Annotated in this window: 10 protein-coding genes and 1 tRNA gene; 3 read left to right on the plus strand and 8 right to left on the minus strand. The window is 49.8% G+C overall.

The genetic code is table 11. The annotated features are described in order from the left end of the window. Positions 1–19: 19 nt before the first annotated feature. Positions 20–679 carry a 7-carboxy-7-deazaguanine synthase QueE gene (locus PKY88_03840; protein HOQ04327.1) on the minus strand — a complete coding sequence of 220 codons (660 nt, stop codon included), beginning with the start codon at positions 677–679 and terminating at the stop codon, positions 20–22. A gap of 43 nt (positions 680–722) precedes the next feature. Then, positions 723–813, minus strand: a tRNA-Ser gene (locus PKY88_03845). 200 nt (positions 814–1013) lie between these two features. Here PKY88_03845 and PKY88_03850 point away from each other — a divergent pair. Genes PKY88_03850 through PKY88_03860 form a run of 3 tightly spaced genes read left to right on the plus strand, consistent with a single transcriptional unit; the run spans position 1014 to position 4086 of the window. After that, positions 1014–1751, plus strand: a complete 738-nt coding sequence (locus PKY88_03850; protein ID HOQ04328.1) for a polysaccharide biosynthesis/export family protein — start codon at positions 1014–1016, stop codon at positions 1749–1751. 53 nt (positions 1752–1804) lie between these two features. Next, a complete protein-coding gene (locus PKY88_03855; GenBank protein ID HOQ04329.1) occupies positions 1805–2644 on the plus strand; it encodes a hypothetical protein in 840 nt (279 codons plus the stop codon). A gap of 14 nt (positions 2645–2658) precedes the next feature. Then, a complete protein-coding gene (locus PKY88_03860; protein ID HOQ04330.1) occupies positions 2659–4086 on the plus strand; it encodes a hypothetical protein in 1428 nt (475 codons plus the stop codon). A 123-nt stretch (positions 4087–4209) separates the two neighbouring features. Here the strand turns inward: PKY88_03860 and PKY88_03865 are convergent, their stop codons facing one another. From PKY88_03865 to PKY88_03890, 6 genes are all read right to left on the minus strand, one after another. After that, positions 4210–4803, minus strand: coding sequence for a hypothetical protein (locus PKY88_03865; GenBank protein HOQ04331.1), 594 nt, complete (start codon positions 4801–4803; stop codon positions 4210–4212). A 375-nt stretch (positions 4804–5178) separates the two neighbouring features. After that, positions 5179–9327 (minus strand): tetratricopeptide repeat protein, encoded by a 4149-nt coding sequence (locus PKY88_03870; protein HOQ04332.1) that lies wholly within the window; start codon positions 9325–9327, stop codon positions 5179–5181. A 26-nt stretch (positions 9328–9353) separates the two neighbouring features. Next, entirely contained in the window at positions 9354–10949 is a 1596-nt protein-coding gene (locus tag PKY88_03875; protein HOQ04333.1) for a sugar transferase, read from the minus strand. Between the two features lie 22 nt (positions 10950–10971). Further along, a complete protein-coding gene (locus tag PKY88_03880) occupies positions 10972–13278 on the minus strand; it encodes a polysaccharide biosynthesis tyrosine autokinase (protein HOQ04334.1) in 2307 nt (768 codons plus the stop codon). Between the two features lie 32 nt (positions 13279–13310). Further along, complete coding sequence (gene xrt / locus PKY88_03885; protein HOQ04335.1) at positions 13311–15278, minus strand: exosortase; 1968 nt, start codon at positions 15276–15278, stop codon at positions 13311–13313. Beyond that, positions 15279–16259, minus strand: a complete 981-nt coding sequence (locus tag PKY88_03890) for a GDP-mannose 4,6-dehydratase (protein HOQ04336.1) — start codon at positions 16257–16259, stop codon at positions 15279–15281. It abuts the gene before it with no gap. Between the last annotated feature and the right edge of the window lie 8 nt (positions 16260–16267).

Genomic DNA, 16267 nt, shown 5'->3' on the forward strand with positions numbered 1-16267 from the left:
TTTTCTTCCTTCGTCTGATTTATCGCCCCCGCTGCCCATCCCAGAGCATCACCTGGAGCCGCCCCGAAAAAGAAAACCCCGTCTTCAGACAAGACTCCGCGATCCACAGGGCCTTCTGAAGATACTCGGTCCGATTTGATGCCTGCGGCATCAGATAGACTTTGTACGGCTCCACAGTCCCCAGTGTTTCCAGACACACCGCAATCTCATCGAGGTCGTCAGGCCGATCCACAACAAACTTGAGCTGATAATCATAGTCTTTCAGAAGCTTTTTGATTTCATCAGGACGGAACCATTCCTTTGGTCCGCCGGCATTAGACAGCTTCGGACTAATACTCATCAAATCACAGGCAAGCCCTCTGATAGAGCGAATTCCCGATGTTTCAATGGTGATATGACGGCCCTTTCTTGCAAGCTTTCCGACTAACTCTTCCAAATCCGGATGCACCATCGGCTCGCCGCCTGTGATAACAAGATACGGTGTGTCGTAATTGGAAATCTCCTTCTCAACATCCTCGATTTCAAATTCACGGCCCGCTTTATAATCCCAAGCGTACTTTGTATCGCACCACCGGCAGCGCAAAGGACAACCTGATAAACGGACAAATACACTCGGAATTCCAGAAAGACGGCCTTCCCCCTGAAGTGAGTAAAAGATCTCGCTAATCTGTATCTTCAATTATCTGCTCAATGACATACAAAATGCAATTTGTGTACAGGAACGGAGAGGGCGGGATTCGAACCCGCGGTACGGGCTTGCGCCCGTACGACGGTTTAGCAAACCGTTGCCTTCAGCCTCTCGGCCACCTCTCCCGTCGTCGCCAACCACATTTATCGCCTGAACTTATCAGCCGTTCTAAAACTTTTCAAGTACAATCCCCTCAAAACCACCTTTTTCTTAACTTTTTCAACCCTTCAACCTATTAATTTTATTCTATTGACCCCCTTCTAAATTGCCGATATACTCTCAAAGGTTAGGAGTCTTGCCATAAGTCAAAAGAAAGGGTAATTTTATGAAATCCGACAAATTGAATCTTATACTCTCTATCCTCGTTTCTCTTTCCTTGACGGGCTGTTTTTCGTCACGTCCGGAAGATATTCAAGCGTTTCAATTCCCGAATGAGACCGAAGTTACGATGGACGAATACATCCTCCAGCCGCCGGACTCCGTCACGATTATCAGCACAAAAATCCCGCTTCTTCGGGGAGCTGAAACCTCACCGGGGCTTACACAGGTTATTAAGCCCGACGGCACAATTTCCCTCGAAGACATTGGACAAATCCCGGTAGCCGGCAAAACTCCCCGTCAGGTTGCCGACATCATTGCCCAGAAATTGTCTGCTCTTTACAAACTGGCCGGTGAGTATCCGATTGATGTTCAAGTCGTCAACCGAAGCAAATTTTATTATGTAATCGGACAGGTAGAGAGACCGGGAGCATATACTTATACCGGACGGGATACGGCTCTTCAGGCCATTGCCAAAGCCGTTCCTACCAATCTTGCCTGGGAGGAAAAAGTTCAGGTGATTCGTCCTGCCAAAGCCCCATCAGAACGTTCGCTGGTCTTTGCGCTGAATTTCAAGAAAATGGCGGAACAGGGACAAATGAACCAAAATGTGCTATTGGAAGCAGGGGATGTTATCTACGTGCCGCCGACAATTCTGGCCTCTATCGGCCTGACCGTTCAGGAAATCGTAGGACCGATTTTTACCGGCGGAAGCGCATACCGTGTTCTGAATCCGAGCAACTAAGAGAAATGGAGTTGTCTTAGCTGCACAAACAAAAGACAACAAAACCATTTGATATGAAGTTGCGCATTCTGTTGAAATTCCTTCATGTTGCCGGAACAGTCTGGCTGACTGTGTGTGCCGCCTTCCTGCTCATTCTCTCTCTCCGGCAGGCCGGGGCCGGATGGTGGCTGGTTTTCTCCGTAAGCGGCTTTTCAGGCATTGCTTTTCTTCTCCTGATGAGCGTCTATCTTTTTGCCCTCTTCCGCGGGGTTACACGAAAACAGCTGATCAAAGAGCATCCTTTGACCTCCTCAGGGTTTTATCTTTTATTCTATGATGTCTGCCCTCTTTTAGGAACACTGGCAGGACTGGTTTCAGCAGGAGCTGCGGCATCGACAGTACCGCTGGAATGGCTGAGTTTCGCCGCTGAAGGGGCCTTGGCAATGACTTTTTTAGTCTGGATTGTCGGAGATCCTTTGCTTGGACTGATTGAGACCTTTCTGCCTGCCTGTGCAGCAGCCCGCCGTGAACGCCTGACTGCAGAATCACAAATGCGGATGCAACGAGAAGAAAATCGACGCCGGCTGCTCGAGCAAGTCCGTCTGTCCTGCCAAACCGAACAAGCCCGGTGGGAGCAGGAACTGCTGCCGATGGCACAAAGACTGCTCGCGGCTCTCGAGCAGACCAACCCCGGGCTGCACCTTCGTCAGGAATCTATTGAAATCGGCGCATATGCATGGCAAAAGGGCGGCGTGAACTGCATGCAGATTCTTCTGCGCTTAGTCAACCGGCTCTTGCAGGAAAAAGGGATGTCTCCGCTTCCGCATCTGGCATTCTGGTGGGACGGCATCGGAACCTGGCGAAAACCCTCCCTCAGTGAATCTCTGTTGCATAAAACAAAAAATCCTTGCTGAGATTCGGAGATATTGTGAAAAAACAACTTTGGGCAATTTTTATTCTGGCCGGTTTTTCAAGAGGTGCGGATTGGTATGTGGCTCCGGCCGGCTCCTCCTCGCCAGACGGCTCTCGAGAGCATCCGTTTGCTTTCATCCAGCAGGCCCTCGATACAGCCCAATCCGGCGACCGCATTATCCTTCAGCCGGGAATTTATTCGGGTCCAGGGAACGCCAATCTCAATCCGCAAGGAAAAATCCTGACTATCCAGAGTATTGACCCTGAAAATCTTGATGTTGTGGTCTCCACAATTATTGACCCCAACGGCCTTGAACGGGGTTTTGTCTTCAATCACAATGAAACTCCTCAATTTATCCTCCAGGGCTTTACTCTCCGAAATGCAAGGTGTCGTCAGGAAGATGAGTTCCCTCATGGTGCAGGCATATTCTGTTCGGAATCCAGTCCTACAATCCGATTCTGCATCTTTGAAAACTGTGCGGCTGAGGATGGATGGGGCGGGGCCTTTTACGGCGAATTCTGCAATACCGCATTCACGCACTGTTTGCTGGCATGCAACAAAGGCCGTTACGGCGGAGCCATAGCCGCCAATCTTGAAAGCGCAATTTCGCTCAATCACTGCACCGTCTCCGGCAACAAAGCTTTATTTGCCGGCGGGGCGATTGTCTGCGACTTTGAATCATCCATTTCTTTACGCAATTCGATTCTGTTCTTCAACGAAATTGAATTCCCCAATGGGCAGGGATTTCAAATCGAACTCCGCAGTTCTTCTCTTTCGATTTCCTACAGCAACATCGCTGACGGTCCCGGAGATATAAGAGCTGATAGGGAGTCCTTCCTTGCTTATGGAAAAGGCATTCTCCACCTTGACCCTTATTTTGTCTTCTTTGAACCTGGAGCTCCTTTCGAACAACTAAATTTCCGCTTAAAAAGCCGTTGGGGACGCTGGAATCCATTGACTCGTTCTTGGGTTCGTGATTTCTCCACAAGCCCCTGCATTGATGCCGGAGATCCGAACGAAATATGGCTGAATGAACCCTGGCCGAACGGAAAACGAGTCAACCTCGGCTTTTATGGGGGAACCAATCAGGCATCCCTGTCCGGCAATCCCGCCGATTTTAACATCGATGGGATTGTTAATCTTTCAGATCTGTCTGAACTGCTTGAACTGTGGCTGAATGATTCTCTTTCAGGCATTTATGATTTATCTCAGGACGGCCGAATCGATTTGGAAGACTTCGAACAGTTCACGGGTCATTGGTTTCAAAAATCCAAAAGCATTGCCGATTTCGATGAGGACGGGGATGTTGACTTGAATGATCTCTCTGCTTTTTCAGAATATTGGCTCCAGACAGGAACTGTCGGGCAAGATTTGAACCAAGATGGAATCGTGGATTTGCAGGATCTTGCCTTATTCACCTATGAATGGCTTTGGGAAATCTGAAAAGATTAGAGGTATTTAAAAAATTATGGAGAGTCCTTTCGACTCTCCATATGTATGAGTCTACCTTCCGGCTGTTTCAAAAAATCAGCCGGGTAATAGATTCAAAAACAGTTCACACCCGCCTTACAGGGACTTGCGGGTTCTCAACCATCCAACCAAAACCAACCCGAACGAACTGAGCATAACCGCAGCCGGTGCCGGTACAACTGTCGCCGGAGGTGTATAGGTCCGAACGCTGAAGGAAATTCCCTTGTTGTAATAATGGCAATCAGGATCCAGACCAAACATAATTCTGCCGTTTGCCCCATACGTATTCAGCACGGCCAGCTGATCGGCATTGAAACTGATTACCAAGTCCTTTGTCTTGTTCCACTCTTCGGGATCATTCCAATCAATCAAAAGAATACCTTTGTTCTTGAAATAATCCCCTCCGCCCTGACCGTCCCAGTACCGTTTCAAACCAAGCGGGCCTTCATCAATCAGATGAACATACAGATGGTCTTTTTCCACTCGCCAGTTGTAAATATCTGTGAAGGTTAACACCGCTTCCACAATTGGTTTGTCCGTCGTGTTAAAACCCAGATCAATACCCCATGTGTAGGCATAATAATGATCTAAATCAAACACATCCGGGACCGGCGGAACAAATACGGCATCAGCCAATACTGCTCCGCTAAGCAAGACAAAAGTTGTAAGAATAATCGCTCCTTTTTTCATAATTGTTTTCCCTTTCTAAAATAAACTTTTTGACCTATCTTTTTATGATTCCTTAAAACATTCTTAAGGCAGAATTACTCTACCACAGATTAGGGGAAAACATCAGAATGACCTCTTTGAAGAACCCAACTCCTTGCAAACTCCCCACCCCGCTGCAAAAGAGTTTTCTCCGCTCCGGTATTCCTATGTTTTCTCCGCCTCAATTATCAAAATGCTTTGAACCTCAAAGCACTTTAACATGCCCTTACTATACCAACCCCCCCAAAAAAAGTCAATCTTATTTCTTTTTATTCAGCCAAACGAGTATTCCCTACACTGGATAGACTATGTCTGCATATTGTTTAAATTTTTTTCTCGACACTATAACTCCATTTCTTAAAATAAGTTAGGAAACTTTCGCAGTTCATCTAACTGACCCTCTGTCAGAACCGGATTCTGCTGATTCCATCTCTCGACCTCCGCAGACAGCTTCATTGCTTCTTCTTTTTTCCCGAGATTGATAAGTGTCTTAACAAGACGAAAACCGGTTTTGACCCTCTCAGGAGAGAACGGCGGGAAATTCTGAATCGCACTTTCAAAATCTTCTCGGGCCTTAACATAATCGCCCAGCTGAAAATAGATCTCACCCCGTGTATCGAGCAAATCCGCGTTTTTTGGCTGAATCGTCAAACCTTTATTGGCCCATTGAAGGGCTTCCTGCGGCAGCCGATTCTGGTGGAATAAAATCCACGCAAGATTATTCATAACAGTTGCTTTGTCAGCATCATCCAACAGATTTTCCTGCACCAGCAAATCTCGATAAATCTGTTCAGCCGTTCCGTACTGCTGCCAATAATGGTAAAGTTTGGCCAAAGCCAGCATCAGCTGCGGATGTTTCGGATAACGGGTCAGCAGAGTCTGAAGACAATCGGAAGCTGTTTGATGTCCTTTGGGGTCCGAATCCACTCCCATCTGAAGACAAAAACGGGCTGCTGTATCCGGAAGAGAAGGAATTTGGTCAGAATACCTCTCAAACAAATCTCTCAGCAGAGACCATTGTTTATCCTGGACCAAAAGCGCCGCCCATTTCTGAAAAACCAGCAACGGGTCTTTTCCTTCCTTCATTTCTTGGTCAAACAGCTGCGAGGCCTGCTCCGACCGCCCGCTCTGGTAAAGAAGAATAAGATAAAGGACCCGAAATGAAGGATCCGGCGATTTCGAGCGGTTTAAGTGTGCCTGCAAAAGAGATTCGGCATCCTGAAACCGTTTTGCCCGTAGAAGAGTTTCTGCATACTGAGCCGCTATACGTTCATCGTTTGGAAACCGCTGATATAAATCCTGCAAAGTTGGAAGTGCCAAGTGCCCTCCGCGTATCCCCTCCAGACGTGCCTTCAGCAAAAGAAGGGGTTTGCTTTCGGGGAAAAACTCCAGCCCTCGAAGAAGACAATCCATCGCCCGGCCAGTCTGTCCGTTTCGCAGATACCAATCCGCCAGCGTAGCCCAGCCGGCCTCGAGGCGGGGGTATTCATTCAGAAGCTGGTTTAATAGGGTTTCGCCCTCTTCTGCAGAGGAGGCGGTATTTTCCGCCAGAAGCATCTGGGCCTTCAGCAAAAGAAGCAGAGGGTCTTTGGGGTCAGCTGACAGAGATTTTTCAAGAAGAGCACTAACAGTTTTCCGCCGCTGCGGATCTCTCGCATATACCAGAACGGCTTTTCGCAAAACCGCCGAATCCTCCGGAAATTCCTGCACCGCCTTATCCATGGTTTCAACAGCCGCCTGGAGCCGATTCAAACTGACAAATAAATCTGCCGCAAGGAGGTAATTTTCCCGGGAAGAACCGGATTCTCTCAGCAGAGTCCTGACATCTTCTTCGGCTTCCTCCATTCGGCCAATCTGCATACGCGTCATCGCTCGTAAAGCGTATAAACGCGGCTCCGGATGCTCGGCAATCGCTTCATCACAAATCTGAACAGCCCCTTGGGGATTGTTCCGGCGGAGCGCCAGTTCAACCCTGGCGGCGATCACCGGCAGAGAAAATGTCTCTGGCTCCTGCAATTGATGAATGCATTGTTCAGCTTCATCAAGCTGATTTTGATAAAGATACATCAGAGCCAGGGATAATTTAAGATTCTGATCATCCGGAGATTTCTTGATCATTTCTCGAAGGATTTCCGTAGCCGGCCCGAACTTGCCCTGCTGAATCAGACGATGGACCTCCAGTCGTGACAAACGCGGATCGCGGAGTCCCCGGCGGGCCGCCTCCTGAAGAACGGCTTCCGCTGCCTTGTATTCCTGCGCTCGATACATTGCCGCTACGGCGGAAACCACCAGCTCCAAGTTGTCCATATCTCGCGCTAATGCATTTTGGTATTCCTGAACGGCCAGTGTCAGATTGCCGGCCGACTCGTGAACGGAAGCCAAAAGAATCCGGCTGTCTATATCATCCGGATAACTGCGAAGAACTGTACTCAGAAGCGAAACAATCTGCGAATAGTCCCTGTGAATCTCTCCCCGTTCATACAGCAGGCGCGCCTGCTCATACCGCCATTGACGTCCTTGTTCGCCTTCTATACTTTTAATCTCCTCAATCCATTTTTGAAGACGCTCTATTTCTTCCGTTCGGCGGGTCCAGTCAATCAGGCGCCGTCGGATGGAAATCTCTGATGGAAATTGCTTGGCCAAAGCAGAAAGAATCTCTGCTCCTTCCTGAGTCCACCCTTGCAGAAAAAGCACTTCCGCACGCCACGTATTCAGCGTTTTTTGCTGTTCTTTGGAAAAAGAATCCAGAGGCAGAGCATTCAAAAAAGCGGCAGCTTTCTCATACTCTTTGTTTTGAATCGTAAAGACAACCCATTTTTGAATCGGCTCCAAAGAGTTCGGATATTCTCGACAAAGCTCCTCCAGCATCTGACGGGCCTGTTCCAATTGTCCCTTGGCCCTGAGAAGTTCACATTCAAGGATACGAAGTTTAAGGGTTGGACCTCCCTGTTTTTTAAGCTGTTCCAGTTCTGTTTCCGCCTCGTTTAGCTGTCCGGTTTCAATCCATAAGCCGAGCTGTTCTAACAAAAGCGAGGGCTCCTCCTGGGCTACAGACCTTAATTCTTGAGCGATTTTTTCCCGCTCGGAAGATTGCCCAGACTCCTGAACCTGACGAAAGCGGACAGTCAGCCATATCTTCCGATATTCCAGATTATCCGGCTGCTTTCGCAGGGCCTGCCGAATATGATCCGCCGCTTCAGACCACCGCCCTTCCTTCAGGCACCAGCGAGCCAGAAGGGCATGAGCCTGGGTATGGTCGGGAAACCGCAGCAGCACCGTTCGCAGATGCTGAATAGCCGCTAACGGGTCTCCAATTTCCATCAAGGCCTGCGCCAATCGAATGGAAGCATCCGGACCGGCGGAAGCAGAGGATAATTTCCGCCAAATCGATACAGCCGCCGGCCAATCTCCTTTGGCCTGCGCCAAGACTCCCTGCAGATATAAAATCAGCTCCGGCTCTTCCTTCCTCTCCGTCATTTGCCGGATGATGCTCTCTGCCTGTTCCCACTGACGGGCCTGAATAAAAAGTTCTGCAGCTGTTGTCAGGAAGTCATAGGGGTCCGGCTGCAAAGTCGCCATCCCCTCCTGAGCCACGCGAATCATCTCCTCCTCGCTGCCGAGCCGTACGGCCCATTGGGCCCACAAAAGCCATATAGACAAATCGTTTGACTCTTCCGCCTGCAGCGATTCTAACAGTCTCCTCGTCTCCTCCAATCGCCCGGCCGCCAGATAAACTGACGCCATTTGCATCCTTTGCTGCCGTGTCTGAAGCGGCAGAGATTCAGCTTTCTGAATATCCGCCGCGGCCTCTGCCGCCTGCCGATTTTGGAGGATATATTGAGCCCGGTATAAATAGGCTGCCGGATCATTTGGATTGGCATTCACCCCGGCTGTCAGCCACTCCAAAGGTGTTTTGCCTGCCGATTCGGCATCTTGCTGTGCCAGCTGAGCCAGCAGAAGATAGGCCTGAAGACAGTCCGGATGTTTTTCAAGCACCTGTTCAAGACGCCGCCGGGCTGCCGCAAATTGACCGCGCTGCAGGACGGCCTGTGCGGCATAGCAGGCAATTTCCGGACTATCCTGCCGCTCCAGAAAGGACTCGGCCAGACGCTGGGCCTCCGCCGGATCAGTCCGGACATAGAATTCAATCAGCCGTCGGCGAACCTCATCGTTTTCTTCCAGCCGAAGAATCTGGTGATAGGCACGCAGGGCCTGTTCAATATAACTGCGTGACAGCGGTCGCCGATTCATCTGAGCTTCCGCATATTTTAAAAGAATGGCCGTATCCTGTCTGGGTTGTATCGCCGCCAGATAATTGCCCAAATGAACAGCCGCAGACTCCCACTGCTTCTTCTCAAAAGCAGCCAGTCCCCTCTGAAGCCCGCGCTGAGCACGCAAATGTTTATTCCAGTACCATAGCCCCCCTACCGTCAGCATTCCGGCGGTCAGCGCAAAGACAACAACGAACAAAAAACCCCAATTAATCCGGCCAGGTCTTCTAAACATTCAGACTCCCTTTCTTGACTCCCAAATCATCCAAACTGATCTAAAAATGAACCAATGAGTTTCCGCGCTGTCTTCATGCAAATCAGCAAATCCAGTCCCAGCGACAGCCGCCGCACATATTCCATATCATAATAAATCCATTCCTGAAAGTCCCGACCCTGCTGCCGGGTTCGACATACCTGCCACAAACCGGTAATCCCGGGACGAACGGAAAGTCGGGCCTGACGCCAGGCCGGACAATACTCATTCTCGTTTTCCGGGGAAGGACGCGGCCCCACCACACTCATTTGGCCCAGCAAAACATTGAAGAACTGCGGCAGCTCATCGATGCAGGTGTCCCTCAGAAATTTGCCGATCGGACTGGTTCGCGGGTCATCTTCAATCTTAAACTGAGGACCGTCAACTTGGTTGGCGGTTCGAAGCTGCTCCTGGAGTGTCTCGGCGCCAACAATCATCGTCCGGAACTTCAGACAGGAAAACTCCCTGCCGTGAAGCCCCTGTCTGCGGGCTCGGTAAAAAACAGGGCCCGGTGACGTCACTTTGACCGCTAAGGCAATCAAAGGGAAAAACGGCAAAAACAACAAAAGCACAATTATTGAAATCACAATATCCACAAGTCGTTTTCCAAACCGGGGATATGAAAAAAAAGACCATTCTCGAAACGGCTTTTCATCTCGGTTCAGCCCTTCCGGACTGATCGGGAGAGTCTGAATCAGTAAATCCTTTCCTTCGCCGTTCCAAATTCCATGCCTTTGAATCCTCTGCCGGCTTGGCACCGAAACGGAAGGTCCCAGAAAAACTCCCTGCACAACAGCCCCCTCGCCAATGTGTGCCCGGTCGCACAAGATGGCAGGCGCAGCAATCACAGCCCCTGAACCGATTTGAAGTTCCCTGCCGCCGTGGACAATCCCCTTGACAAATGCACGCCCTTTCCACAAGGCTGGATTCACTATCGTCCCCGCACGGTGGGTTTGACTGAACCGAAGCAGTGCCGCCAGACCGGCCTCTGAAAACAGTTCCAACCGCTGCCCGCCTATACTCAGCCAAGACACCTTCAGGCCGACAGATTCACAATGTTTCAGAAAAGAAAGCCCCGGCTTTTCTAACAAAGAACGCAACAGTCTCTCAAACACTTCCGGCCTACAGCAAAAAAAATCCGGCCGCTGCTCAGACGGAAAATCCGGCTCCGCTGCCGGGTGATACTGCCTTCGAAAGCCGACAATCCTCGAATCCCTCGTGAGACGCGCCTGCTCACGCCCTGCATCCAGAGAAGGGTCTATACGAAAAGCCGCTGCCTCCCAGTCAAAAGAAGAAAGAACCTCGCGGAGATACGTCTTCTCGACCTTCGCCAAAACCGCACCATTCGAAAGAAGAATATAATCCTCTTCGGTTCTTTGAATCGGTTCGACGGGACTTTCGGCAGGATAGAAAAAGACTTCTTTCAGACTGTCCAAGTCCATGGTTCGGCAGCAGGCAGGCAGATAAAATCGGCATGGGGCCTGCGCTTCGGTCTTGAGCATATCCAGCAAAAGACGATTCGCCGGATAAGCCGTCAGCAGCCGTTGTCCTAAGGAAGAGTTCGAACCCGAAAGATTTTCAAGCCCAAACCAAAAATAATGCATGAATCTCCCCTCTTCGGATTCCTTACGAAGACCGCGGCAGATGTGGCGGCGGAGGGTTCTGAGAATCTTCCGAAGCACTCAAAAACAGTTCGGAATGTTTCTTGCGGCGGCGTCGGCTTTTTTGTCCGTATGCATAACCGTAGCCGTAACCGTATGAGCGGTAACCCTGGTCCGCCTTCACATTGTTCACCACCGTTCCGATTACTTTGGCCCCCACCTGGCGCAGCCGTGAGAGGGCCTCCTGAATATCCGGTTGGGACGTATGTCCCAAAAACGTCGTCAAAACGACCGCATCCGCCTGTCGAGACAAAACCAAGGCATCCGCAAAAGCCAAAACCGGCGGAGAATCAATCAGAACAATATCAAAGGATTCACGCAGCTTCCGCAGTCGTTCCCCGCTTTGCGGATGCGCCAGCAAATCCAGAGCATCTGCACTGTTTCGAAAATCAGAAGCCAGAATAAAAAAATTGGACTTCGAGTACGGATACAAACACTCCTCCAGCTTTTTCCCAAAGAGATAATCCTGGAAGCCGCGGAGCGCCCGGGGCAGATTCAGCACCTCCACAATATCCGGTTTTCGCAGGTCGGCATCAATCAGAAGCGTCTTTTTTCCGGAATTGGCAAAAGAAGTGGCCAAATTGACACAAAACGTCGTTTTGCCGTCCTGGACACCCGGACTGGTCACCAAAATAATCTTGGACCCCTCCGGATTCTCCAAAAGTCCCAGATTCGCCCGAATTGTTTGATAATCATCATTCAGCTGCTGTCCGAGGAGCGTTTTGTTGATTGAACGAGGGTCCGTTGTGGTCCCCAGAATCCTCACTTGCACCCGTTTGACCACTTCCTGGGGATCATGAATGCGTTTATCAAGCCGGTCAATCAGAAAAGCCGCCAGCAGCCCCAGCATCAGCCCGCCGAATCCCACTGCCGCTGCCATCTTCTTGCGTGTAGCAGTAGAGGGGGAACTGAAAGCATTGTCTGCAACCGAAATCCTCGCCGGACGCTTGCTCTCAATCATAATCTCCTCAATCCGCCGATTAATGCTCAGCAGGTCTTCTTTGGTCTGTTGAAGCTGTTCTTTCTGATCATTAATAATAAACTGCTTGCGCCCAAGCTGAATGGCCTCCTGGTCCTGCTCAGCCAGTCTTTCTTGCAGTTGGTTCTGCAACGCCAGCAGCTGCGTTTTCTGACTTTTCAGCTCATTCAGCTTCAGCTGACGGCTGTTTTGCTGGTTTTGTTCAAAGGTAGCTTCAAACTGCTTTAGAACCTCCTGCTTTCGCTCTTCATACCGATCCTTGAGAGTCTGAAGAACCTGCTCCTGACGAATCAAAACCGGATTGCCGGGCTGCATTGTCTGCCGGCTGATTAGAACCTCTTTTTCATACCGAAGAATATCTTTCCGGAGAACCTGCAAAGATGGTTCCTGCTGAAGAATCCGCTCCCGCTGCTGTTCAAAATATTCCGTATTCGGAACCTGCTCCGCCGCGCCATTTTCCAGGAGATGAATCTGAGAATCCAATGCCAGCAGCTGAATCTCCACATCCGTCAGCTGACGCTGAAGACTGGCCAACCGCTCATACCGCATCTTTTGGAGAATCGTCAGTTCCTCTGTTCCATATTCTTCCGCCAACTGACGAATCGTCTCCTGCTGGGCCTCAATTTTCTGAAGCAGCTGCTTTCGCTTATCCTGCAAAATTGTCAAACGGGCATTTTCCTCCCCGCTTTGGCCTTCCATCGCCACATTCAAATAATTTCGGATGATGGAATTGACAAGAATCTTTGCCTCCTCCGCCAAATGCTGGGGAGTAATCATCTCAATCTTGACTAGGTAGGTCCTCCGGTCCGGCCGAATTGCAATCGTCCCGTTTTCAACCATTTGCCGCAGTGCGGAATACAAATCCGGTACGTTCGCAAACAGTTTCAGATTCATCGGTTTGATTTCTTCCGCCACCCGCCGCAGTACCCGATCACTGGCCATCAAATCCGCTTGAGTATTTTTGAATCCTTCATAGTTCGGCAGCGGACGATCAGATTCATAATCCCGATAAATGATAGCCGGAACAATCGGGGCAATCTCGATTGAACCAACGGTCCGATAAAGCTTTTTGGTCATAATGAGAATCGTAGGTATTCCCGCCGCATAAACAACTCCTGCAACGAGAACAAGAATCCACCATCGCCGTCGAAGAAGCCCGAAGAAATCAAACTCCGACTGAGGAACCTGTTCTTCTGCTTCACCAGGGCGATATTCAACTAATTCCGCAAACGGCTCCGGCATTCCGGAAGTATCTAACTTTCTGTCCGGATAATCCATTTCTCTGTATCCCAACCCATTTCCTGATTAACACGCTCCAAAACCGGCTACAGTTCTTTCTTTTTTCGCCGTTGCACAATCAAGGGTACAGTCTCGGTCGGATGAATAAACAATTTTGAAAGAAACCAAAGTTCCAGAACTGTCAAGGCCACCGCCAAAGGCATCATTGCCAGACCGCCGTAATCATGAAAGGTTTTTTCCCAGTCCTGTCCTTCCAAATACAAGAAAGCAATCGCCGTTAATGCCAGGCGGACCGTATTGCACAATAATGCTATCGGCACACTGGAAACAAAGATTAAGACCTTTTCCCAAAGCGGTCGTCTGCAAATCAAAACAATAAAACCGCTTACGACAAAAAAGGCCGTCAGCATTCGCAGGCCGTTGCAGGCCTCCGCTACAGCTACAAGAGTCCCATTGATATTAATAATATTCCCTTCACGAATCACGTTAAAACCCAAAGTTTCCAGACAAAAAACGGCGGAAATTGTCGCCCACTTCTGAAGGGGAATGGTTATTTTCCATTCTACAAACTTCGGCAGCGGAAACATCAAATACAAGTACAACCAGATGGGGTATATCTTCTTAAAACATGGCCAACCTAAAATCATCCAGAGAAGACTCCCAATGGTTAGAAAAAAAGAGAGTCGCTCGAAGGTCCCGGAGCCGATCAGAAGAGCCCCCAACCGAAGTACCTGCACCGACAAAAGTATGAAAAAAGCCGGCGGAAAAGGACGGATTGGACAGTCCAAAAGTTTCTTTTTCCTGTCCCAGAGAAGGTAAGCCGCTAAAACAGGCACAAGAATCCCGCTGGAATATTCATCACTGCGCATCCAAACCCGCCAAAGGTCAATTAAAGTAGGATTCCAATAGACTGAAATTAAAACGAACAGGACAAGTCCAGATAAAAGAACAGCCCAAACTCCTCCCCAGGGTTTGGCTAACAAAGAAGAGAGTGTTGCCTCCTGCCGAAGTTGTTCACGCCGAACCAGACGTCTTCGGACTCTTTCTTTCAAATCGGCCATTCTTCCCGGGGATGACACAATCAGTTTATCAGATGCTTCTGTGCGAGGGGCAATCACAGCCCCTTTTCCTAAAACACAGCGGTCAATATAAGAATCGGCCCCCACCGTTGCCTGCGGACCAAGGATACACGAACTAACAGTGGAATGCGGCCCTATCCACACATCGGGCTCAATCATCAAAGGACCAAAAAGGAAACTTCCTTCTTTTACAACAGAGTCTTTCCCTATCAAAACAGGACCTGTCACAGACACTGTCGGTGCTATTTGAACATTTTCGCCTGTCCACAAAGGAATAGAGGGGTGCTTGGAAAACTCCGGCAGACCGATGTCCCCATTCTCCAGAGAAACAAAATACCCTCGCATCGAATCCCGATATTCTCTCCACGTCCGATATGTGCCGGTAGGTTTTTTTAGATTTGCACAAGCAATTACGAACCCTTCCTTTACAAGCACAGGCACCAGATTTTCTTTTAAATCAAAATAACCTTCGGAAGGAATCAGACGAACAATCTCGGGCTGACAGAGATAAATCTCTGCATCTTCAAAGAGGTCCGCTGTATCTGTCGGCTGGAAAAAGAACGTAAGCCGCCCCCCTTTTTTCCGGTGCTCTTCCAGCAGTTCAGAAAGACACGGGGGGGTCATCATAGCTCCATTGAAGACAAAAAGAACCGTTTCAGGCGGTTCCGACACCAAAACATCATGGATAGTCCCTGCAGTTCCCCGTGGAAGCGTCTCCAGCCGCACCCTCACATCCGCCCCGGACCCAAACTGCAGAGATTCCAGCTCGCTTCGATTCCGCTCTGAACTGCAAATCTCAATTCGCCGGATTCCCTGTCCGATAATATGTTCCACCAGCCGCAAAAGAACCGGTTTGCCGCCCAGCGGCCAAAAGGCTCTGTGAACACGGCTGGCCAGCGGACAGCGGCCGAAATCCGGCTCCCCGATCAGAATCAGTGCTTTGCTGTCTTTCAGAATGGTTTGACTTGCGGCCATCTATCCCTGATGGGCATTCAGACGCCCTTTTATTTCTTCAATAATCAGCCGAAGCGTGTCGTCCAAAGTATAAGTCGGCTGAAAGTGAATCGCCTGACGAATTCGCTCCAAAGACGGAACACGACGAATCATATCATCAAAAGGCCTGCCGTACACCTCCTCATACTTGCGAAATACCTTCACACTGCGGCTTTGCGTCATTGCTATAATCCGGTCTGCAAGCTCCTCAATGCTGATTTCCTCATCTGAACCGAGGTTAAACACCTGTCCGCAGGCAGACGGACAATTCAGCAGGTCCTCCAGAGCCCGAACCACATCAAACACACAGCAGAAACAGCGGGTTTGTTTGCCGCTGCCGTAAATCTCCAGCGGCTCATTCCGAAGAGCCCTTTCCACAAAACGCGGAATTACCATCCCATACTGCCCTGTCTGGCGAGGCCCTACTGTATTAAACAAACGGACAATCACCACCGGCAGCCCGTACTGCTGATGATAGGCCAGCCCCAAAAATTCATCAATGGCCTTGCTGCATGCATACGACCAGCGGCTGAAACGCGTACTGCCCAGCACGGTATCATCATCCTCATGGAACGGGATCGCCTCGCTTTTTCCATAAACCTCGCTGGTGGAAGCCAGAAGCACTTTCTTGCGGAAACGATTGGCCGCCGCCAGAACCACCTCTGTGCCGTGAATATTGGTTTCAATCGTATGAACCGGCCGCTCCACAATCAGCCGGACCCCCACCGCCGCCGCCAGATGTACAATCACATCGCAGGACTCGGCCAACTGGTTCATCAGCCCTTCGTTGCGAACGGAATCATAGACAAATCGAAAGCAGGGGTTGGGCATAAGGGCCTGAATATTCCGGATATTTCCGGTACTTAAATCATCAATTACCGTAACCGTATGTCCTCCCAGCAGAAGCGACTCCGCCAGATGCGACCCAATAAATCCTGCCCCGCCGGTAATCAAATAATGCATAGACTGTC

The organism is Anaerohalosphaeraceae bacterium, assembly GCA_035378985.1.
GTDB lineage: Bacteria > Planctomycetota > Phycisphaerae > Sedimentisphaerales > Anaerohalosphaeraceae > JAHDQI01.

Bases quoted from the DNA above. Each gene is read 5' to 3' on its own strand.
- PKY88_03850 (HOQ04328.1), top strand. From the start codon at position 1,014: ATGAAATCCGACAAATTGAATCTTATACTCTCTATCCTCGTTTCTCTT.
- PKY88_03855 (HOQ04329.1), top strand. From the start codon at position 1,805: ATGAAGTTGCGCATTCTGTTGAAATTCCTTCATGTTGCCGGAACAGTC.
- PKY88_03865 (HOQ04331.1), bottom strand. From the start codon at position 4,803: ATGAAAAAAGGAGCGATTATTCTTACAACTTTTGTCTTGCTTAGCGGA.
- PKY88_03870 (HOQ04332.1), bottom strand. From the start codon at position 9,327: ATGTTTAGAAGACCTGGCCGGATTAATTGGGGTTTTTTGTTCGTTGTT.
- PKY88_03875 (HOQ04333.1), bottom strand. From the start codon at position 10,949: ATGCATTATTTTTGGTTTGGGCTTGAAAATCTTTCGGGTTCGAACTCT.
- xrt (HOQ04335.1), bottom strand. From the start codon at position 15,278: ATGGCCGCAAGTCAAACCATTCTGAAAGACAGCAAAGCACTGATTCTG.
- PKY88_03890 (HOQ04336.1), bottom strand. From the start codon at position 16,259: ATGCATTATTTGATTACCGGCGGGGCAGGATTTATTGGGTCGCATCTG.